This is a genomic window from Streptomyces sp. NBC_00038 (assembly GCF_026343635.1).
In the GTDB taxonomy this organism is placed as follows: Bacteria; Actinomycetota; Actinomycetes; order Streptomycetales; family Streptomycetaceae; genus Streptomyces.
Genome location: NZ_JAPELQ010000002.1, coordinates 895,019 through 913,704 on the forward strand (window position 1 = coordinate 895,019; position 18,686 = coordinate 913,704).

Sequence of the window (18,686 nt, forward strand, 5' to 3'; positions counted from 1 at the left end):
AACGGGCCGTGGGCCGGGAGTGGGGTCCCTTCACCGGTGGCGGTCCAGTGGTCGGGGCCCGGGGGCGTCGAGTTCCCGGGCGAGGACGTGGCCTGAGTCACATTCGGGAAGGTGCGGCACTCCCCTGGCGCCGCCTCGCACCGCGCGACCCCGCTTGGCATCCTGGCGCGATGGCATCCGAACGTGACCCCAGCACCTCCCGTCGCCTGAGCGACCAGGTCGAGGAACTTCTCGCCCACGAAGGCCCTTTGCCGATCGTCGCCGCCGGTGACCCGGTGCTGCGTCGTGCCGCCGAGCCGTTCGACGGCCAGTTGGCTCCGGGACTGCTGGCCCGTTTCGTCGCCGCCCTGCGCGCGACGATGCACGCGGCGCCCGGCGTCGGCCTCGCGGCGCCGCAGGTCGGCGTACCGCTGCGGCTGGCGGTCATCGAGGACCCGGCGCCGGTGTCCGAGGAAGTGCGGCTGGTCCGCGGGCGGGTGCCGCAGCCGTTCCAGGTGCTGATCAATCCGGCGTACGAGGGGATCGGCGGGGAGCGGTCGGTGTTCTTCGAGGGCTGCCTGAGCGTGCCGGGCTGGCAGGCCGTGGTGCCCCGGCACACCCAGGTGCGACTGCGCGCACTGGACGAGGAGGGCCGCGCGGTCGACGAGGTGTTCACGGGCTGGCCCGCGCGGATCGTCCAGCACGAGACGGACCATCTGGACGGTGTGCTCTATCTCGACCGGGCGGAGACGCGCTCGCTTTCCTCAAACCAGGCGATGGCGGAGCGCTGGGGGCAGCCGACGCCGGAGGAGGCGGCCGCGGCCCTCGGCTTCACGCTGCCCGGCTGAGACGTGTCACCCGCAGCGAGGGTGTCCCACCGGTCCGGCGGAACACCCTCGCCAGGTCCGCGTCACGCGTCCCGGTACGCCTCCAGCAGCCGAAGCCACACCTCGCTCACCGTCGGATAGGACGGCACCGCGTGCCACAGGCGTCCGATGGGCACCTCGCCGGCGACGGCGACGGTCGCCGAGTGGATCAGTTCGCCGACGCCCGGGCCGACGAAGGTGACGCCAAGGAGGATCTCGCGCTCGATGTCGACGATCATGCGGGCCTTGCCCCGGTAGCCGTCGGCGTACAGGCCCGCGCCCGCCGCCGAGGACATCTCGACGTCCACGGCCCGGACCCGGTGGCCGGCCTGTTCGGCCTCGGCGAGGGAGAGGCCCACGGCGGCGGCCTCCGGGTCGGTGAAGACGACCTGGGGGACGGCCGCGTGGTCGGCGGTCGCGGCATGGGCGCCCCAGGGGTCCGTCTCCAGGAGCGGTACGCCGGCCGCGCGCGCGGCGATGGCGGCGCCCGCGATCCGGGCCTGGTACTTGCCCTGGTGGGTCAGGAGCGCGCGGTGGTTGACGTCGCCGACCGCGTACAGCCACTCGCTGCCGGTGACCCGGAGGCTGTCGTCGACGTCGAGCCAGGTGCCCGCTTCCAGGCCCACCGTGTCGAGGCCGATGTCGCCGGTGTGGGGCACGCGGCCGGTCGCGAAGAGGATCTCGTCGGCCTCCAGGCGGTCGCCGGTGTCCGTCAGGACCACCACGGTCGAGCCCTCGCGCGTCACCGCGGACACCGAGGTGCCGGTGCGCACGTCCGCGCCCGCCTCCGCCAGCCCCTCGGCCACCAGTTCTCCGGCGAAGGGTTCCATGCGGGGCAGCAGTCCCTTGCCGCGGACCAGGACGGTGACCTGGGAGCCGAGGGCCTGCCAGGCGGTGGCCATCTCGACGGCGACCACACCGCCGCCGACCACGACCAGCCGGCCGGGCACGGCCTGCGCGCTGGTGGCCTCGCGGCTGGTCCAGGGCTTGACCTGGGCGAGCCCCGGCAGGTCGGGAAGGAGGGCGCGGGTCCCGGTGCACACGGCGACCGCGTGCCGGGCGGTCAGCACGTGCCGCTCCCCCTCGGGCCCCTCGACCGTCACCCTGCGCGGTCCGTCGAGACGGCCATGGCCGCGGTACAGGTCGGCGCCGATGCCGTCCAGCCAGCCGACCTGGCCGTCGTCCTTCCAGTGGGAGGTGAAGTAGTCGCGGTGGGCGAGGACCGCGGCGGCGTCGAGGGGGCCCTGCACAGCCTGGCTGAGGCCGGGCACGCGGCGGGCGTCGGCGCGGGCGATGACCGGGCGCAGCAGGGCCTTGCTGGGCATGCAGGCCCAGTAGGAGCACTCGCCGCCGACCAGTTCGCTCTCCACGACCGCGGTGGAGAGGCCGGCCGCGCGAGCGCGGTCCGCGACGTTCTCCCCCACGGGCCCGGCACCGAGCACCACGACGTCGTACGCGATGGATTCCGTTTCCGTCATGGGGCCAGTCTGGTTCCTCGTGTGCGCCGTGGCCACACGGGTAGGCACGCGGAATACGGCACCGGCGGGCGGCGTTGTGCGAACCGGCACGACCCGGACACGAGAAATGAGGGAGACACGCATGAGCAGCACCGTGGAGCTCACCAAGGAGAACTTCGACCAGACGGTCACGGACAACGAGTTCGTCCTGATCGACTTCTGGGCGTCCTGGTGCGGGCCGTGCCGTCAGTTCGCGCCGGTCTACGAGAAGGCGGCCGAGGCCAACCCCGACCTGGTGTTCGCCAAGGTCGACACGGAGGCGCAGCCCGAGCTGGCCGCGGCCTTCGACATCCAGTCGATCCCGACGCTGATGATCGTCCGCGACCAGGTCGCGATCTTCGCCCAGCCCGGTGCGCTGCCGCAGGCCGCTCTGGACGACGTCATCGGCCAGGCCCGCAAGCTGGACATGGACGAGGTCCGCAAGTCCGTCGCCGAGCAGCAGGCCCAGGCCGGCCAGTAAGTCCCCCGCTCAGAACGGGTACGCCGCGACATCCCCGCGCACCGTCGTCCAGCGGACGTCGGTGAAGGCCTCCAGGTTGGCCTCACCGCCGAAGCGGGCGCCGGTGCCGGAGGACGCGATCCCGCCGAAGGGCGCGACGGCCTCGTCGTTGACGGTCTGGTCGTTGATGTGGGCGATGCCGGTGGGGATGCGCTCGGCGAGGTCGAGGCCGCGCGCGGTGTCCCTGGTGACGATGCCCAGGGAGAGGCCGTACGGTCCCGCCGAGGCGAGGGCGGCGGCCTCGTCGACGTCCGCGAAGGAACGTACCGGCGCGACCGGGCCGAAGACCTCCTCCACATACGCCGGGGTCGAGTCGTCGACTCCGGCAAGGACCGTCGGCCGGTAGAACAGCTTCTCGTGCGTGCCGCCCGCCGCCAGCTTCGCCCCGCGTGCCGTGCTGGACTCCACCAGCCCCTGGATCTTGGCGAGTTGGGCGCTGTCGATGATCGGCCCGAGGTGCACCTGCTCGCGGTGCGGGTCGCCGACGGCGAGCGAGTCGGCCTTGGCCGCCAGCCGCTCGACGTACTCCTCGTAGAGCGAGGCGTGGACGAGATGGCGGCCCGTCGTCATGCAGATCTGGCCCTGGTGGAAGAACGATCCCCAGGCCGCCGTGGAGATCACCGCGTCGATGTCGGCGTCCGCCAGCACGATCAGTGCGGAGTTTCCGCCCAACTCCAGGTGGACGCGCTTGAGTTGACGGCCGGCGGCCTCACCGACCGCCCGCCCGGCGGCAGTCGACCCCGTGAACGAGATCACCGGCACCTGAGGGTCGGCGACCAGCGCCTGGCCGGCCTCGGGGCCACCGGGCAGTACGTGCAGCAGGCCGTCCGGGAGGCCCGCCTCCGCGAAGACGGCGGCGAGCGCGAGGCCGCCGCAGACGGCGGTGCGCGGGTCCGGCTTCAGGACGACGCCGTTGCCGAGCGCGAGCGCCGGTGCCACCGAGCGGATCGAGAGGATCAGCGGGGCGTTGAAGGGGGCGATGACGCCTACGACACCGACCGGGACGCGCCGTGTGTACGACAGACGCGGGGCCTCCGAGGGCAGGATCTGGCCGGTCGGGCGCGAAGCGAGCGCGGCGGCCTCGTAGCACTCCTGGGCGGCGACGTGCAGTTCGAAGTCGGCCTTGCCGGGGATGGAGCCGGACTCGCGGACGATCCAGTCGCGCAGTTCGTCGGCGTGCGCGGCGAAGAGGTCGCCCGCCCTGCGCAGCACGGCGGCGCGGACGAAGTGCGGGACCCTGGCCCAGTCGGACTGGGCGGCGCGGGCGGTCCGGGCGGCCGTCGAGATGTCCTCGGCGGTGGCGAGCGTGACGGTACCGAGTCCCTCGCCGGTGGCGGGTTCGGTGACGGTGTGCTCACCGCCCGACAGCGTGCGGGACTGCCAGGTCTTGGGGTCGAGCAGCGGCATGACGGCTCTCCGATCGATCACTGATCACCAGCGGGGCACTCACAGTGAGAGGGGTAATCCCGTGTAGTTCGCGGCCAGTTCGGCCGCCGCGTGGCGCGATGCCGTGATCCGGCGCAGCCGTGCGAGCTGCACCCGGTGGTCGAAGACATCCGCGTCCGGTTGAGTGTGCAACATCCTGGTCATGTCGTACGAGAAACGCGTGGCCTGCCATACCCGGTCGAGGCACAATTCCGAGTAGCGGTCGAGGAGTTGGGACGATCCCGTGCGGTGCAGCGCCGCGAAGCCGCGTGCCAGCACCCGGACGTCGGACACCGCGAGGTTGAGCCCCTTGGCGCCGGTCGGCGGCACGATGTGGGCGGCGTCCCCGGCGAGGAACAGCCTTCCGTAGCGCATCGGCTCGTGGACGTAACTCCGCATCGTCGTCACGGACTTGGACGTGACCGGGCCGCGCTCCAGCCGCCAGTCGCCGTCGATCGCGAAGCGCGCGGCGAGCTCGTCCCAGATGCGCTCGTCGGGCCAGTCGGCGGCGTCGGTGCCGTTCGGGACCTGCAGATACAGCCGCGACACCGACGGCGAGCGCATGCTGTGCAGGGCGAAGCCCCCATCGCCGCGCGCGTAGATCAACTCCTCGCAGGAGGGCGGCACATCGGCGAGGATCCCCAGCCAGGAGTACGGGTAGTCGTGCGCGTACGTGCGACTCGCCCCGTCCGGGAACGCGTCGCGCGCGATGCCGTGGGAGCCGTCGCAGCCCACCACGTAGTCGCAGCTCAGCGTCTGCTCGCGCCCCTCGTGCACGAAGCGCACGACGGGTGAGTCGCTGTCCGGCTTCTCGATGGCGATCGCCTCGGCCTCGAACAACAGCGGCGGCCCGTCGGCGAGTTGAGAGGCGATGAGGTCCTTCACGATCTCCGTCTGGGCGTAGATCGTGACGGTGCGACCGCCGGTGAGAGTGGGGAAGTCGATGTGGTGGCGCTCGCGGTCGAAGCGCAGCTCGATGCCGTGGTGGATCAGACCCTCGGCGTCCAGGCGGTCGGCGGCGTCGCACTCGCGCAGCGCGTCGACCGTGCCCTGCTCCAGCATTCCGGCGCGCTGGCGCTGCTCGGCGTACTCCCGTGTCCTGCTCTCCAGGACGACACAGTCGACGCCCGCCCGGTGCAGCAGCCGGGCGAGCAGCAGCCCGGCGGGACCGCCGCCGATGATGCCGACCGTGGTCCGCATGACGCGCCTCCGTGTCCGGTCCGGCCGGGGAACACTCCCAGCCTCTCTCAGCTCGACTCGCGGTGCACGACCCTCGCTCCCAGCACCTCGTGCGTTTCGGGCGCCGCGCCGGGATCGCGCACCGCGCGGTCCACCAGTTCGGCGAGGTCACGCCCGGACGGCAGCTCGATGTGCACGGTGCTCAGCCGGGGCCGCAGGAGCCGGCCGAGCATCAGGTCGTCGGCGCCGACGACGGCCGTCTCGTCCGGGATCCCGATGCCCTCGTCCTGGAGGGCGCGCGTCAGCAGCATCGCGTACTCGTCGTTGTAGGCGAACACGGCGTCGAGATCGAGGGAGCGCCAGCGCGCCGCGAGCCGGGAGGCGGCCACCTCCTCGTACGCGAGCGGCAGCTCGGTCACCGTCGCGTCCGTGCCCCGCAGAGCACGCCGTACGCCTTCGAGGCGGGGCTTGGAGAAGATCTCCAGGCCCGCTTCCTGGGGCACCACGACGCCGATGCGGCGCCGGCCACGCGCCACGAGGTGGGCGCCCGCGCAGTGGCCGACCCGGTCGTGATTCATGAGCAGCGCGTGCGCGCCCTCGACCCGCTCGGGGCCCATCGTGACGACGGCCCGGGCTCCGGAGCGCTTGAGGACACCCACGCCCTCGGGGCCGAGCCCGCTGCCCGGTACGAGGACGGCGACCGGCCGCAGCTCGGCCCAGGCGCGGGCGGCCTCGTCGCCCTGCAGGCCGACGCTGCCGTACTGCACGACGGTGTAGTCGAGGCGGCCCAGAGCCCACTGGAGCTCGTTGAAGAACTGGCTGTAGAGCGGGCCCACGGGCACGGAGGGCGCCGGCATCAGGACCATGCGGCTGTGCCCGGCGCGCAGGCTGCGGGCGGCGGCGTGCGGGACGTACCCGAGTTCCTTGGCCGCCTCGTGGACGCGGCGGCGGGTGGGTTCGCTGATCCGGACGGCGCTGGTGTTGTTCAGGACGTACGAGACGGTCGCGCGGGAGACGCCCGCCAGGCGCGCCACATCGGCACTCGTCGGCACTGGTCGTTGTGCGGACGATGGAGGAGCGGACTGCTTCGGTATCTGCACCATGACGTGACGCATCCTTGCAGAAGCGCGGCGCGCCGCTTTGCGCCGGGGGAGCCCGGCGACCCCGGGTGGCCGGAACTGCCCCTTCCGCAAAGGATGTTCGATATCCCGTACCGAATGGCCCGTCCGGAGGTTACCGTGCGGTAGACGACCTGCTTCGGAGGTGCCCCTCTTGGCTCCCGACCGTGCCCATGGCCTGGCTGAAAGTACTCGCTCCCTCGCCGACGGCGAGGTGACCGCGCGCGAGATGACCGAGCGGACACTGGCCCGCATCGAGGCGACCCAGCCCTCGCTGAACGCCTTCCGCCTGGTGCGCGCCGAAGCGGCGCTCGCCGAGGCCGACGCGGCGGACAAGAAACTGGCCGCGGGCGTGCGGCTGCCGCTGCTCGGGGTGCCGGTGGCGGTGAAGGACGACATGGACGTGGCGGGCGAGCCCACCGCTTTCGGCTGCCGGGGGGAGTTCCCGGCCCAGACCGAGGACGGGGAGGCCGTACGCCGCCTGCGCGCGGCCGGCGCGATCGTCATCGGCAAGACCAACACCTGCGAGCTCGGGCAGTGGCCCTTCACCGAGGGGCCCGCCTTCGGTGCCACCCGCAACCCCTGGCACACCGACCACACGCCGGGCGGTTCCTCGGGAGGCTCGGCCGCGGCGGTGGCGGCGGGCCTGGTCTCCGCAGCGCTGGGCTCGGACGGCGCGGGCTCGGTCCGCATCCCGGCCTCCTGGACCCACCTGATCGGGATCAAACCGCAGCGCGGCCGGATCTCGACCTGGCCGCGCCCGGAGTCGTTCCAGGGCATCACGGTCAACGGGACGCTCGCCCGCACGGTCGCGGACGCGGCCCTCCTCCTGGACGCGGCGAGCGGCAACCACGACGGCGATCTGCACCGCCCGTCCACCCTGCGCGTGTCGGACGCGGTGGGCCGCGATCCGGGCCAGCTGCGGATCGCGCTGTCGCTGAAACCGCCGTTCACGGCGCTGCCCGCGCGGCTCGATCCCGCCGTACGGGAGCGGGTCCTCACGCTCGCGGAGCGGCTCGCGGCGCTCGGCCACGTGGTGGAGGAGGCGGAGCCGCGGTACGGGCAGATCGGGCTGTCGTTCATCCCGCGCGCGACGGTCGGTCTCGCCGAGCGGGTACGCGACGTGCCGCAGCAGGATCTCCTCGACCGGCGCACCCGCGACGCCGCCAGGCTGGGACGCGTACTCGGCGGCGCGCCCCTGCGCGTCGCCCGCCGCGCGGAGGCGACGCTGCACCGGCGGATCGGGGCGCTCTTCGAGACGTACGACGTGCTCCTCGCGCCGACGACCGCCGCTCCCCCGCCCCTCATCGGCTCGATGGTGAACCTGAACGGGCTGGGCACCGACCGGGCCATGATCGCCGCCTGCCCGTTCGCGTGGCCGTGGAACGTCCTGGGCTGGCCCGGGGTCAACGTGCCCGCGGGGTTCGTGGGCGACGGTCTGCCCGTCGGCGCCCAGTTGCTCGGTCCGGCCAACAGCGAGCCGCTGCTCGTGTCGCTGGCCGCCCAGTTGGAGGCGGACCAGCGCTGGCACGAACTGTGGCCGCCGCACGAGAGTGTCGCGGACTCCCCTGCGGCGTAAGGGAGTTCGTCCAGCCCGCTGTGACCAGCGGATTCCGGCCGTAGTCTGTGACCATGGGCGATGCGTCGATGGTCGGGTTGATGGGGCGGGTCACCGGCACGGTCGGGCCCGGGCTCGTCGGCGAGGTGATCGTCCGGGTGCGCGGTGGCGCCGAGCACTTCCTCGCGTATCCGGCCGCCGCGAAGGACCGCATCGAGCCGGGCACTGTGGTGATGGTCGTGGAGTACCTGCCGCCGCGGACGGTGTACGTCTCGGCGGCGTACGACAGTTGACGAGCCGGCGGCGTACGGCGATCAACGGGTCGACAGCTCGAATGTGCGCGCCCCGCCCCAGGTGAGAGCCGTGTTCGTCAAGATTGCAACAAGGATTCGTCAGCGTCTGTCCCCCGGCCTTGCGCAGGAGCACACTCCCTTCGTTCGGTGCCGAAAGGGCACCATCCAAAGGGGGCGTATGCCGATGGTTGTCGGCGTCGTGGCGGGGGCGGTTGTCCTCGCGCTGATCTTCATCGTTGTGGTCTTCAAGCTCATGTGGCGGGTCGCGGAGCCCAACGAAGCGCTGATCATTTCCGGTTCGAAGCATCGGACCGAAGGCCTTGAGGAAGGCATGGGATTCCGCATCGTGACGGGGCGCGGCACGCTGGTCCTGCCGGGTGTGCAGGCGGTGCGCAAGATCTCGCTCGACCTCAACGAGACCGAACTGCACGTGGACTGCGTGACCCACCAGGGCATTCCGCTCAAGGTGCGGGGCGTTGTCATCTTCAAGGTGGGCGACGACTTCGTGTCGATCGCCAACGCGGGCCGCCGCTTCCTCGACCAGCAGAAGCTGATGTCGGAGCGGGTGCACAACGTGTTCGCCGGTCATCTGCGGTCCATCGTCGGCGGGTTGACCGTCGAGGACATGATCCGCGACCGGGAGAAACTGACCGGTCAGACACGGGCCGCCTGCGGGACCGAGATGGAGAAGCTGGGTCTGATCGTCGACTCGCTGCAGATCCACGAGATCGAGGACCCGACCGGCTACATCAAGAACCTGGCCATGCCGCACGCCGCCGCCGTACAGCGCGACGCGCGGATCGCGCAGGCCGAGGCGAACCGGCTCGCCACAGAGGCGGAACAGAAAGCCGCGGCACGGATGTCGGAGGCGACCCGGGACAGCGAGATCCTCCAAGCCGGCTACCAGGCCGAGCGCGACAAGGCGGCCGCCAAGGCCCAGCAGGCGGGACCGCTCGCGGATGCCGCCGCCCGGCAGGACGTCGTCGTCCAGGAGACGCGCATCGCCGAACTCGAGGCGCAGCGCCGGGAGCAGCAGCTCCAGGCGGACGTCCGCAAGCCGGCGGACGCCAAGGCGTACGAGACCCGGGCGCGGGCCGAGGCCGAGCGCGACGCGCGGATCTCCGCGGCGCAGGCCAAGGCCCAGGAGACCGAGCTCGCGGCCGCAGCGGAGGCGACCCGGGTCAAGACGGCCGCGGGCGCCGATGCCGAGGCGACGAAGGCGCGGGGCGTGGCAGCCGCGTCGGCGACCCGGGCCACCGGCGAGGCCGAGGCCGCCGCCGCTCAGGCCAAGGGACTCGCCGCCGCCGAGGCGACGCGCGCCCAGGGTCTCGCGGAGGCTGAGGCGATCAAGGCGCGGGCCGCCGCCCTCGCCGAGAACCAGGAGGCCGTGGTCGCCCAGCAACTCGCCGAGAACTGGCCGGAGATCGTCCGGGCGGGCGCGAGCGCCTTCGACAACGTCGAGCACATGGTGCTGCTCAACGGCGCCGACGGTATGTCGGACATGTTCGCCAAGGCGCTCACCATGGGCGGCACGGGGCTCGGCCTGGCACGGCAGTTGCTCGCGTCGATGAACCAGAACGGTACGGCGCCGGACGGTGCGACGGCCGGGGTCAACGGCGTTGTGCCGCCGCGTTCGGAGAGGGTGCCGGTGGAGAAGGAGTAGGGCCTGTCCGGCTGTCGAGCCGGAGGGTGAGGCGGTGAGCTTCGGGGGTACGGGAGTTGGCTTCCGTACCCCCGAAGTAACGTGGCCCCCGTGACTGCCTCAACCGATGAAGACGTCCCCGGCCGCTACGGCCGCTCCGCGACCACCGAAGCCGAGCCCCGCGAGGTGGGCCGGGTGCGGACGGAGTACTCCCCCGCGCACGACGGCGACCCGGATCCCGGCGAGATCGTCTGGACGTGGGTGCCCTTCGAAGAGAACGACGGGCGGGGCAAGGACCGCCCGGTGCTCGTCGTCGCCCGCGAGGACGCGGGGACGTTTCTCGCCGTCCAGCTGTCGAGCAAGCGGCACGACGGTGACCGGGAGTGGGTGCCGATCGGGAGCGGGCCGTGGGATCGGACCGGGCGGGACTCGTGGGTGGATGTGGATCGCGTGCTGCGGCTGCATGAGGACGGGATGCGGCGGGAGGCTTGTGCGCTGGACCGGATGCGGTTCAACTCCGTTGTGCGGCGGTTGCAGGAGCGATACGGATGGCGGTAGGGGCCGTTTGTGGACTGCGGGGCCGTCGTGGCTGGTCGCGCAGTTCCCCGCGCCCCTAAAATCTCACCCGACCCGGAGGCTAGAGGCGAACGCCTGCTCGAATGCGCCTCTCGTCGCCGAACCCGCCGTGCGGTCCAGGATCCCGAACACGACGTGCTCGAAGTGTCCCTCGAAGCGGCCCTTGACCAGCAGGCCGTGGAAGGCGCTCGCCACCTGTGCCGGGTCGTTCTGGAAGACCCCGCAGCCCCATGCGCCCAGCACCAGTCGCCGGTAGTCGTGGGCCGCTGCGACCTCCAGGACCCGTTCGGCGCGTACGGCCAGGGCTTGCGGCAGTTCCGGGGCGCGCTCAGGGGTGGTACGCAGGACCACTCCGGCGTTGGGCGCGGCGGCGGTCAGGAATGCGGCCGTGTAGGGCTCGTCGTGGAGTCGTCCGCGGTCGTCGCGGAAGACGGGCACGGCGGGTGAGTGGATGACACGGTCCGTGTAGAACGGATCGCGGTGGGCGCGGTGGTGGTCGTAGAACGGCCGGGCCCGCAGCAGGCAGGTGTACAGGGCGGAGGCCCGGCAGAGGGCCTCTTCCTGGGCCTGTGCTCCCTTGAGGTAGCCACCGCCAGGATTGCGCGCGGAGGAGAAGTTCAGGACGGCGACGGGGTCCGTCCCGCCCGCGAGCCGCCGCGCGGCCTCCAGGCTGCTCTCCCCCGTGACCTCGAACGTCGTGTCCATGGGGCCGGCCTGCGGGATCTCCACAGGCTCGGGCCCGTACATCCGCGTGCCCTCCCGCGCGGCCTCGACCGCCGCGGCGATCGACACCGTGCGCCCGTCGGACGCGCGGTACGAACCGGCCGCGACGATCTCCTCCGTGTGCTGCGCGATACCGCGCAGGCGCGCGCTCACGGCGTGACCCCCGTACGCGCCGTGACCGCGCCCCGCGCGATCTCCCCCGTCGTGCTCATGAACGCATCGTGAGCGATGCTGGTCATGCGGCGCAACAGAGTTTCCCGGGCTTGCAAACAGTGTTTCCCGGTCCTTAAAGCGACGATCTGCACCCTTGTGCGAACAGGCGTGCGTGGTCTTGGGTAGGACGAGCATTGCCGGTCCGGCCCTACAGACGCCGGGCCGGCGGCATGGTGGAATCTCAGGAGGATCCCGACATGTCCGATTCGGTGAGTGACTGTACGGAGCACCGCTCCGTCGTCACCGAGGCCGAGGTGGAAGCGCTGGTCCGAGGCATCTGCTTCAAGACCGGACCACCTCGATTCATCGGTGTCGAAGTGGAATGGCTCGTCCACGAGCTGCGGCTGCCGCGGCTCCCGGTAAGACCAGAACGACTGGAAGCGGCCTACGCCGCACTGCGGACCCTGCCCCTGCGTTCGGCGCTCACCGTCGAACCCGGTGGACAGCTGGAGCTCAGCTCCCTTCCCGCCGCCTCCCTGATGGAGTGCATCGGGTCCGTCTCCGCCGACCTCGACGCCGTACGCGCGGTACTGCGCGAGGTGGATCTCGGCCTCACTGGCTACGGCCAGGATCCCTGGAACCCCCCGAGCCGCTTCCTCCATGAGCCGCGCTACGACGCCATGGAGCGGTACCTCGACCGCACGGGTCCCGAGGGGCGCGCCATGATGTGCACCTCTGCATCCGTCCAGGTGTGCCTGGACGCCGGGTACGAGGAGCCGGGCCCGCTCGGGCACGGCCGCCGCTGGTGGATGGCGCACCAGCTGGGCGCCGTCCTGCTGGCGGCTTTCGCCCACTCCCCGATGGCCAGGGGACGGCACACCGGCTGGCGCTCCACGCGGCAGTCGCTGTGGGCGGCGATGGACCCCGGGCGGTCCAACGCGCCTCCGCTGGGGCCCGAGCCGCGTGGCGCCTGGGCCAGGCGCGTGCTGGACGCGCCGGTGATGTGCGTACGGGCGCCGGACGGCCCCTGGGACGTACCGGAAGGCATGAGTTTCCGGGCGTGGACCCGCTCCGACAACCCGCCGGACCGGGCCGACCTCGACTACCACCTGACGACGCTGTTCCCGCCGGTGCGTCCGCGCGGCCATCTGGAACTGCGCATGATCGACGCGCAGCCGGGCGACGACGGGTGGATCGTGCCGCTCGCCGTGACGACGGCTCTCTTCGACGACCCGGAGGCCGCGGAGATCGCCTACCGAACGGTCAAGCCCCTTGCGGAGCGGGCGGGTTCGCTGCCGGCTCCGCGCAATCCGCTGTGGCAGGACGCCGCGCGGTACGGCCTGACCGACCCCGAGCTGCGTGAGGCCGCCGTCATCTGTTTCGCGGCGGCGGCCGAGGCGCTGCCCCGGCTCGGTGCCACCACCGAGGTCCTGGACGCCGTCGCGGAGTACACCGACCGCTTCGTGGCCCGGGGCCGCTGCCCCGCCGACGATCTGCTCGTCCAGCTCCAGGGCCGGTCCCACGATCGGTCCGACGGCCAGTCCCGCAGCCGGCTCCGCGATCAGTTCCATGACCGGCTCGACGGTCGGTTCCACGGTCAGTTCCAAGGGAAGGACATCGGCTCATGACGGCCCCCGAATCAGTCACGGATCCCGGATCGCTCACGGATCCCGAGTCGCTCAGGGAGCGTGCACTCGACGCGCTGACCACGGCCCGCGACCGCACCGCGCTCCTCACCTCGTGCGTCGAGGAGCCCGAACTGACCACACAGCACTCGCCGTTGATGTCCCCGCTGGTGTGGGACCTGGCGCACATCGGCAACCAGGAGGAGCTGTGGCTGCTGCGGGCGGTCGCCGGGCGTGACGCGATGCGGCCGGAGATCGACGGGCTGTACGACGCGTTCGAGCACTCGCGCGCCGAGCGGCCCTCGCTGCCGCTGCTGCCGCCCGGGGAAGCCCGCCAGTACGCCGCCGAGGTGCGCGGGCGGGCGCTGGACATCCTGGAGAGCACCGCGTTCGGCGGGACCCGGCTGACCGAGGCCGGTTTCGCCTTCGGGATGATCGCGCAGCATGAACAGCAGCACGACGAGACGATGCTGATCACCCATCAGCTCCGCAAGGGACCCGCGGCCCTGACGGCGCCTGATCCCGCGCCCGCCCCGCTGTTCACCGGTCCCGCCGAAGTCCTGGTTCCCGGCGGCCCGTTCACGATGGGCACGTCCACCGAGCCGTGGGCGCTGGACAACGAGCGGCCCGCGCATCGACGTACGGTCCCGTCGTTCTTCATCGACACCACACCGGTGACGAACGCCGCGTACCAGGCCTTCATCGCGGACGGCGGCTACGGCACCGCGCGCTGGTGGACTCCGGAGGGCTGGGACCACATCCGGACGCACGGCATCGAGGCGCCGCTGTTCTGGCGTCATGAAGGCGGGCAGTGGCTGCGGCGCCGCTTCGGCGTCACCGAGTTGGTGCCGCCAGACGAGCCCGTGCTGCACGTCAGCTGGTACGAGGCGGACGCGTACGCCCGCTGGGCGGGGCGGCGGCTGCCCACCGAGGCCGAGTGGGAGAAGGCCGCCCGCCACGACCCGGCGTCGGGCCGCTCCACGCGCTACCCGTGGGGCGACGCCGACCCGGGCCCCGAGCACGCCAACCTGGGCCAGCGCCATCTGCGTCCGGCGCCGGCGGGCAGCTATCCGGCGGGCGAATCGCCGCTCGGCGTGCGGCAGTTGATCGGCGATGTGTGGGAGTGGACGTCGAGCGATCTGTCGCCCTACCCGGGGTTCGCGTCCTTCCCGTACAAGGAGTACTCGGAGGTGTTCTTCGGTCCGGAGTACAAGGTGCTGCGCGGCGGCTCGTTCGCGGTGGACGCCGTGGCCTGCCGGGGGACGTTCCGCAACTGGGACTATCCGATCCGGCGGCAGATCTTCTCCGGGTTCCGCACCGCCCGCTCGGGGGACGCCTGATGTGCCGTCACCTGGCGTTCCTGGGAACCGAGGAGCCGCTCGGGACACTCCTGGTGGAGCCGCCGCACAGCCTGTTCCGGCAGTCGTGGGCACCCCGGCGGCAGCGGCACGGGACGGTCAACGCCGATGGTTTCGGAGTGGGTTGGTACGCCGAGGGAGACCCGGTTCCCGCCCGCTACCGCCGTACCGGGCCCATCTGGGGCGACCAGTCGTTCGCGGACCTGGCGCGTGTCGTCCGGACCACCGCGTTGCTCGCGGCGGTCCGGGACGCGACCGTCGCGGGTGCCGACGGGGAGGCCGCGGCGGCGCCGTTCGCCGCGGGCCCCTGGCTGTTCAGCCACAACGGCGCCGTCCTCGGGTGGCCGCGCTCCCTCGCCCCGCTCGTCCAGAACCTGCCCGCGATGGAGTTGCTGTCGATGGAGGCGCGCTGCGACTCGGCGCTCGTATGGGCGCTGCTCCTGCACCGGCTGCACGAGGGCGACGACGAGAGCCAGGCGCTGGCCGACACGGTCGTCGAGGTGGCCGAGGCGGCGCCCGGCTCCCGGCTCAACCTGCTCCTCACCAACGGCGATTCGATCACCGCGACGGCGTGGGGCGACACCCTCTGGTACCTCACCGAGCCCGGCCGTCGCACGGTCGTGGCCTCCGAGCCGTACGACGAGGACCCGCGCTGGCAGGAGGTGCCGGACCGCACGCTGCTGTCGGCGACCCGCGACGACGTCCTGCTCAGCCCGCTGAAGGACCCGCACGACCACCTGCCATCCGCACCACCGAAGGAGCCCCGTACGTGAGCCCGTTCCTTCTCACCCGCACCCTGGCCGAGGACGCCACGGAGGCCGCCCTGCGCGCCGACGTCCTGCACGGTCTCACCCGCACCCCGAAAACGCTGCCGCCGAAGTGGTTCTACGACGCGCACGGCAGCGAGCTCTTCGAGAAGATCACCGAGCTGCCCGAGTACTACCCCACCCGGGCCGAGCGGGAGATCCTGATCGCCCGGGCCGCCGAAATCGCCGGGGCGACAGGTGCGCGCACCCTGGTCGAGCTGGGTTCCGGCTCGTCCGAGAAGACGCGGTATCTGCTCGACGCGCTGCCGGGGCTGCACACGTACGTCCCGGTCGACGTCAGCGAAGCCGCCCTCACCCAGGCCGGGCAGGCGCTGATCGCCGAGCAGCCGGACCTCAGCGTGCACGCGCTGATCGCCGACTTCACCGGCGGCCTCACGCTGCCCGGCACGCCCGGACCGCGGCTCGTGGCGTTCCTCGGCGGCACGATCGGCAATCTGCTGCCCGCCGAGCGGGCCACGTTCCTGTCCTCCGTACGGGCCCTGCTGTCGCCCGGCGACGCGCTGCTCCTCGGCACGGACCTGGTCAAGGACGAGTCGGTCCTCGTCACCGCGTACGACGACGCGGCCGGAGTGACCGCCGCGTTCAACAAGAACGTGCTGAGCGTCGTGAACCGCGAACTCGGCGCCGACTTCGACCCGGACGGGTTCGACCACGTCGCACTCTGGGACCGCGAGCACGAGTGGATCGAGATGCGGTTGCGCTCGCGCGCCGAGCAGACCGTGAAGATCCCGGCCCTCGACCTCGCCGTCGACTTCGCGGACGGCGAGGAACTGCGCACCGAGATCTCGGCGAAGTTCCGCGAGGAGGGCGTGCGCGGCGAGCTGGCCGCTGCCGGCTTCGAGTTGGCCCACTGGTGGACGGACACGGAGGGCCGTTTCGCGCTGTCGCTGAGCACCGCCGGGTAGCGGCGGTCGCTCACGTCATCCACGGTGAGCCCCACATCTCGCGGACCGCCGCGCTGTGGGGCACCGTGGAATGACGCGTGGCACACCCGCCACGGCGGAGAGGAGTACCCGCATGTCCGACCACACGTACCGGGTCACCGAGATCGTCGGCACCTCCCACGAGGGCGTCGACCAGGCCATTCGCAATGGCATCACCCGCGCCTCGCAGACCCTGCGCGGGCTTGACTGGTTCGAGGTCACGCAGGTCAGGGGGCAGATCGTGAACGGACAGATCGAGCACTACCAGGTCGGCCTGAAGGTCGGCTTCCGCCTGGAGGACGGCGCCTGACCCCGGGGCCCGGCCGAGTAGCCCTGCGGCCCCTCAGGTCCGCCCCTCCCGTTCCTGCGCGTCCTTCAGTGCCTCGGACGCGCCGGTCCAGCGTGCCCGTACGACCGTGAAGCCCGCCCGCTCCGCGTCCTCGCAGACGAGCTCGTCGTCGTCCACGAGGACGCGGATCTCGCGGTCGTGGGCGAGCCCGCGGAGGACGTCCAGCTTGGTGCGGCGGGCCGGCCTGCGGTCGTCGTTGCGCCGCATCCAGACGCGGCCCTCGGGCAGGCCCTGTGCGGCCAGCCAGTCGAGCGTGTCGCGCCGGCACCGCTCGGGGCGGCCGGTGAGGTAGACGACCTCGCACTCCTCCGCGCTCTTCAGCGCCAGTGCCACGCCCTCGGCCAGCGGCGGATCCTGCGGAGCGGCCGCGAAGAACGCGTCCCAGTCCCGCGGCTTGCGCTCCAGGAACCGCTGCCGATGCGCGGAGTCCGCGAGCGTGCCGTCGAGGTCGAACACGGCGAGGGGTCTGCTGCTCTTCTGTGTCACGCCGATCAGCCTAAACAGCGCCCGCCGCCGCCGGCGCGCCGTGGCGGCCGATCGCCCGCGTCAACACGTACAACTTCCGTCTCCGCGGGCACTGTTCACAGCAGCAGCAAGCCCTTACCGTATTGCCTCGCACAGCATCTCGTACAACGTTCGGAATATCGAACCGGAGCAGGGCGGCGGAGGGACACCATCGCCCGGCTCCTCGGTATGCGCAGTTCTCCGCGCCGACCCCGCTCGACAGACGTCACTTCCTCATCCCCAAGGGAGAGCCGCCCATGAACACCCCGGACACACCCGCGCCCGCAGTCCCCCGCTCACCGTCCCGCCGCAGCCTCCTGCGCGCGATGGTCGCCCTGCCCGCCGGCGCCCTGATCCTGAGCGAACTGCCCGGTCTTGCCGGCACCGCCGCCGCGGCCGCACCCGCCCGGGGCTTCGCCACCCGCTACACCATCGTGCCGTTCCTCAACAGCAACGACGGCACCGTCAACGTCTACGAGTCCGACGACGCCACCGACTTCAGACTCCTCAAGGCATCCGCGTACACGCCGCCCAGCAATCGCATCCGCGATGCCAGCGTCTTCCGGCACACCGACGGCTACTACTACATCACCTACACCACGCACACCTGGCAGGACACCAGCACCACCATCGGCTTCGCCCGCAGCTCCGACCGGCTCAACTGGACGTTCCTGTACGACTACACGGTCCCCATCGCCAACCTTTCTCGCGCGTGGGCTCCCGAGTGGTTCGTCGACAGCGACGGCAGCGTGAACATCATCGTGTCCTGCTCGGTCACCAGCGACGAGTGGATCTTCACGCCCTACCTGCTGAAGGCAACCAACTCCGCGCTCACGGCGTGGAGTTCGCCCGTCGCACTGTCCGGCATCGGCGCCAACCACATCGACACGTTCATCGTGAAGATCGGCTCCACCTATCACGCGTTCACGAAGAACGAGACGACGAAGTACATCGAGTACGCCACCGCCTCCAGTCTCACCGGCACGTACACCATCAGCAGGACCGGCAACTGGGCGGGCTGGGGCGGCACACGAGAGGGTCCGGCCCTGGTCCAGCTCGACAACGGCGGATGGCGGATCTTCTTCGACGGCTACGGCGACGGCAGTTACTACTTCAGCGACTGTCACCCAATAACACACTCACACACCTACTCGGGGCGGTACGCCGGCCGGCCGGGAGTCTTAGGCTTCGGCGGGTCAGCGGGTGCCCACACCGGCACGACTGTGACGTCGTCGCCGGGGCGAACCTCGACGCGTCGGATCACACGCCCGAGCAGGAGACGCTTTGAGTCAACGCTGATCGTGTCCCACTCGGCGATCAGGCCGAGGACGGTCTCACGGTGCGGTACAGGCGACGCCGGTTCCTCGTCTGGCTTGGGCAGCTCGTCGAGCTGCCGCTGCGCCTCGCTCCGCTTCCCCTCGTGCCTCTCTCGCGTCTGCAGGTAGACCTCGCGAGCAACGTCGCCATCGGTGTACGCGTCGAACGCGCGCTGAATCGCCCCCGTGGCTTTCTCGACGTCCCGCTGCAGCGCCTTGCGCTTCTTGTCGAGGTCGGGCTGCTGCTTCGGCTGCG

At 71.6% G+C, this 18,686-nt stretch carries 18 protein-coding genes; 12 read left to right on the forward strand and 6 right to left on the reverse strand.

Going from position 1 to position 18,686, the window contains the following annotated elements:
* The first annotated feature begins 170 nt into the window (after positions 1 to 170).
* A complete protein-coding gene (locus OG219_RS47180) occupies positions 171 to 827 on the forward strand; it encodes a peptide deformylase (RefSeq protein WP_266837853.1) in 657 nt (218 codons plus the stop codon).
* A 62-nt stretch (positions 828 to 889) separates the two neighbouring features.
* Here OG219_RS47180 and OG219_RS47185 read toward each other — a convergent pair whose 3' ends face one another.
* Positions 890 to 2,323: an NAD(P)/FAD-dependent oxidoreductase gene (locus OG219_RS47185; protein ID WP_266837855.1), complete on the reverse strand. Its 1,434-nt coding sequence runs from the start codon at positions 2,321 to 2,323 to the stop codon at positions 890 to 892.
* A gap of 121 nt (positions 2,324 to 2,444) precedes the next feature.
* On the opposite strand from OG219_RS47185, the gene trxA reads away from it, so the two are divergent.
* On the forward strand, positions 2,445 to 2,822 hold the full coding sequence (gene trxA / locus OG219_RS47190) for a thioredoxin (protein ID WP_266837857.1): 378 nt from the start codon (positions 2,445 to 2,447) through the stop codon (positions 2,820 to 2,822).
* Between the two features lie 9 nt (positions 2,823 to 2,831).
* On the opposite strand, the gene OG219_RS47195 is transcribed toward trxA, so the two are convergent.
* Genes OG219_RS47195 through OG219_RS47205 form a run of 3 tightly spaced genes read right to left on the reverse strand, consistent with a single transcriptional unit; the run spans position 2,832 to position 6,568 of the window.
* Positions 2,832 to 4,268, reverse strand: a complete 1,437-nt coding sequence (locus OG219_RS47195) for a benzaldehyde dehydrogenase (protein WP_266837859.1) — start codon at positions 4,266 to 4,268, stop codon at positions 2,832 to 2,834.
* A 39-nt stretch (positions 4,269 to 4,307) separates the two neighbouring features.
* Positions 4,308 to 5,486 carry a 4-hydroxybenzoate 3-monooxygenase gene (locus OG219_RS47200; RefSeq protein WP_266837861.1) on the reverse strand — a complete coding sequence of 393 codons (1,179 nt, stop codon included), beginning with the start codon at positions 5,484 to 5,486 and terminating at the stop codon, positions 4,308 to 4,310.
* 47 nt (positions 5,487 to 5,533) lie between these two features.
* The gene (locus OG219_RS47205) at positions 5,534 to 6,568 is read right to left on the reverse strand and encodes a LacI family DNA-binding transcriptional regulator (protein ID WP_266837863.1); all 1,035 of its coding nucleotides are present in this window, start codon (positions 6,566 to 6,568) and stop codon (positions 5,534 to 5,536) included.
* A gap of 169 nt (positions 6,569 to 6,737) precedes the next feature.
* Here OG219_RS47205 and OG219_RS47210 point away from each other — a divergent pair, with 169 nt between their 5' ends.
* The 4 genes from OG219_RS47210 (at position 6,738) to OG219_RS47225 (ending at position 10,634) form a co-directional block, all read left to right on the forward strand.
* Positions 6,738 to 8,162: an amidase gene (locus OG219_RS47210; RefSeq protein ID WP_266837865.1), complete on the forward strand. Its 1,425-nt coding sequence runs from the start codon at positions 6,738 to 6,740 to the stop codon at positions 8,160 to 8,162.
* A 47-nt stretch (positions 8,163 to 8,209) separates the two neighbouring features.
* A complete protein-coding gene (locus OG219_RS47215; protein ID WP_266837867.1) occupies positions 8,210 to 8,434 on the forward strand; it encodes a hypothetical protein in 225 nt (74 codons plus the stop codon).
* Positions 8,435 to 8,612: 178 nt separating this feature from the next.
* Positions 8,613 to 10,097 (forward strand): flotillin family protein, encoded by a 1,485-nt coding sequence (locus tag OG219_RS47220; protein WP_266837869.1) that lies wholly within the window; start codon positions 8,613 to 8,615, stop codon positions 10,095 to 10,097.
* A gap of 90 nt (positions 10,098 to 10,187) precedes the next feature.
* Complete coding sequence (locus OG219_RS47225; RefSeq protein ID WP_266837871.1) at positions 10,188 to 10,634, forward strand: type II toxin-antitoxin system PemK/MazF family toxin; 447 nt, start codon at positions 10,188 to 10,190, stop codon at positions 10,632 to 10,634.
* A 63-nt stretch (positions 10,635 to 10,697) separates the two neighbouring features.
* On the opposite strand, the gene OG219_RS47230 is transcribed toward OG219_RS47225, so the two are convergent.
* Positions 10,698 to 11,528 (reverse strand): TIGR02452 family protein, encoded by an 831-nt coding sequence (locus OG219_RS47230; protein ID WP_266837873.1) that lies wholly within the window; start codon positions 11,526 to 11,528, stop codon positions 10,698 to 10,700.
* Positions 11,529 to 11,785: 257 nt separating this feature from the next.
* Between OG219_RS47230 and egtA the strand changes: the two genes are divergently transcribed.
* The 5 genes from egtA to OG219_RS47255 all read left to right on the forward strand — a co-directional run bounded on the left by egtA (position 11,786) and on the right by OG219_RS47255 (position 16,571).
* Positions 11,786 to 13,156 carry an ergothioneine biosynthesis glutamate--cysteine ligase EgtA gene (gene egtA, locus OG219_RS47235; protein ID WP_266837875.1) on the forward strand — a complete coding sequence of 457 codons (1,371 nt, stop codon included), beginning with the start codon at positions 11,786 to 11,788 and terminating at the stop codon, positions 13,154 to 13,156.
* Entirely contained in the window at positions 13,153 to 14,493 is a 1,341-nt protein-coding gene (gene egtB, locus OG219_RS47240) for an ergothioneine biosynthesis protein EgtB (protein WP_266837877.1), read from the forward strand. The genes egtA and egtB overlap by 4 nt, the downstream gene beginning before the upstream one ends.
* Positions 14,493 to 15,284, forward strand: coding sequence for an ergothioneine biosynthesis protein EgtC (gene egtC / locus OG219_RS47245; RefSeq protein WP_266837879.1), 792 nt, complete (start codon positions 14,493 to 14,495; stop codon positions 15,282 to 15,284). The genes egtB and egtC overlap by 1 nt, the downstream gene beginning before the upstream one ends.
* Positions 15,281 to 16,243, forward strand: coding sequence for an L-histidine N(alpha)-methyltransferase (gene egtD / locus OG219_RS47250; protein WP_266837881.1), 963 nt, complete (start codon positions 15,281 to 15,283; stop codon positions 16,241 to 16,243). The genes egtC and egtD overlap by 4 nt, the downstream gene beginning before the upstream one ends.
* 112 nt (positions 16,244 to 16,355) lie before the next feature.
* Positions 16,356 to 16,571: a dodecin gene (locus OG219_RS47255; RefSeq protein WP_266472267.1), complete on the forward strand. Its 216-nt coding sequence runs from the start codon at positions 16,356 to 16,358 to the stop codon at positions 16,569 to 16,571.
* A 33-nt stretch (positions 16,572 to 16,604) separates the two neighbouring features.
* On the opposite strand, the gene OG219_RS47260 is transcribed toward OG219_RS47255, so the two are convergent.
* On the reverse strand, positions 16,605 to 17,096 hold the full coding sequence (locus OG219_RS47260) for a hypothetical protein (protein WP_266837884.1): 492 nt from the start codon (positions 17,094 to 17,096) through the stop codon (positions 16,605 to 16,607).
* 275 nt (positions 17,097 to 17,371) lie between these two features.
* On the opposite strand from OG219_RS47260, the gene OG219_RS47265 reads away from it, so the two are divergent.
* A complete protein-coding gene (locus OG219_RS47265) occupies positions 17,372 to 18,559 on the forward strand; it encodes an arabinofuranosidase (RefSeq protein WP_266837886.1) in 1,188 nt (395 codons plus the stop codon).
* Positions 18,560 to 18,686 lie beyond the last annotated feature (127 nt).

Excerpts from the sequence above, each read along its gene's own strand:
- egtB (WP_266837877.1), top strand. The coding sequence starts at position 13,153 with ATGACGGCCCCCGAATCAGTCACGGATCCCGGATCGCTCACGGATCCC.
- OG219_RS47220 (WP_266837869.1), top strand. The coding sequence starts at position 8,613 with ATGCCGATGGTTGTCGGCGTCGTGGCGGGGGCGGTTGTCCTCGCGCTG.
- OG219_RS47205 (WP_266837863.1), bottom strand. The coding sequence starts at position 6,568 with ATGGTGCAGATACCGAAGCAGTCCGCTCCTCCATCGTCCGCACAACGA.
- OG219_RS47195 (WP_266837859.1), bottom strand. The coding sequence starts at position 4,268 with ATGCCGCTGCTCGACCCCAAGACCTGGCAGTCCCGCACGCTGTCGGGC.
- OG219_RS47180 (WP_266837853.1), top strand. The coding sequence starts at position 171 with ATGGCATCCGAACGTGACCCCAGCACCTCCCGTCGCCTGAGCGACCAG.
- egtA (WP_266837875.1), top strand. The coding sequence starts at position 11,786 with ATGTCCGATTCGGTGAGTGACTGTACGGAGCACCGCTCCGTCGTCACC.
- OG219_RS47200 (WP_266837861.1), bottom strand. The coding sequence starts at position 5,486 with ATGCGGACCACGGTCGGCATCATCGGCGGCGGTCCCGCCGGGCTGCTG.
- egtC (WP_266837879.1), top strand. The coding sequence starts at position 14,493 with ATGTGCCGTCACCTGGCGTTCCTGGGAACCGAGGAGCCGCTCGGGACA.
- OG219_RS47255 (WP_266472267.1), top strand. The coding sequence starts at position 16,356 with ATGTCCGACCACACGTACCGGGTCACCGAGATCGTCGGCACCTCCCAC.
- trxA (WP_266837857.1), top strand. The coding sequence starts at position 2,445 with ATGAGCAGCACCGTGGAGCTCACCAAGGAGAACTTCGACCAGACGGTC.
- OG219_RS47265 (WP_266837886.1), top strand. The coding sequence starts at position 17,372 with ATGAACACCCCGGACACACCCGCGCCCGCAGTCCCCCGCTCACCGTCC.
- OG219_RS47185 (WP_266837855.1), bottom strand. The coding sequence starts at position 2,323 with ATGACGGAAACGGAATCCATCGCGTACGACGTCGTGGTGCTCGGTGCC.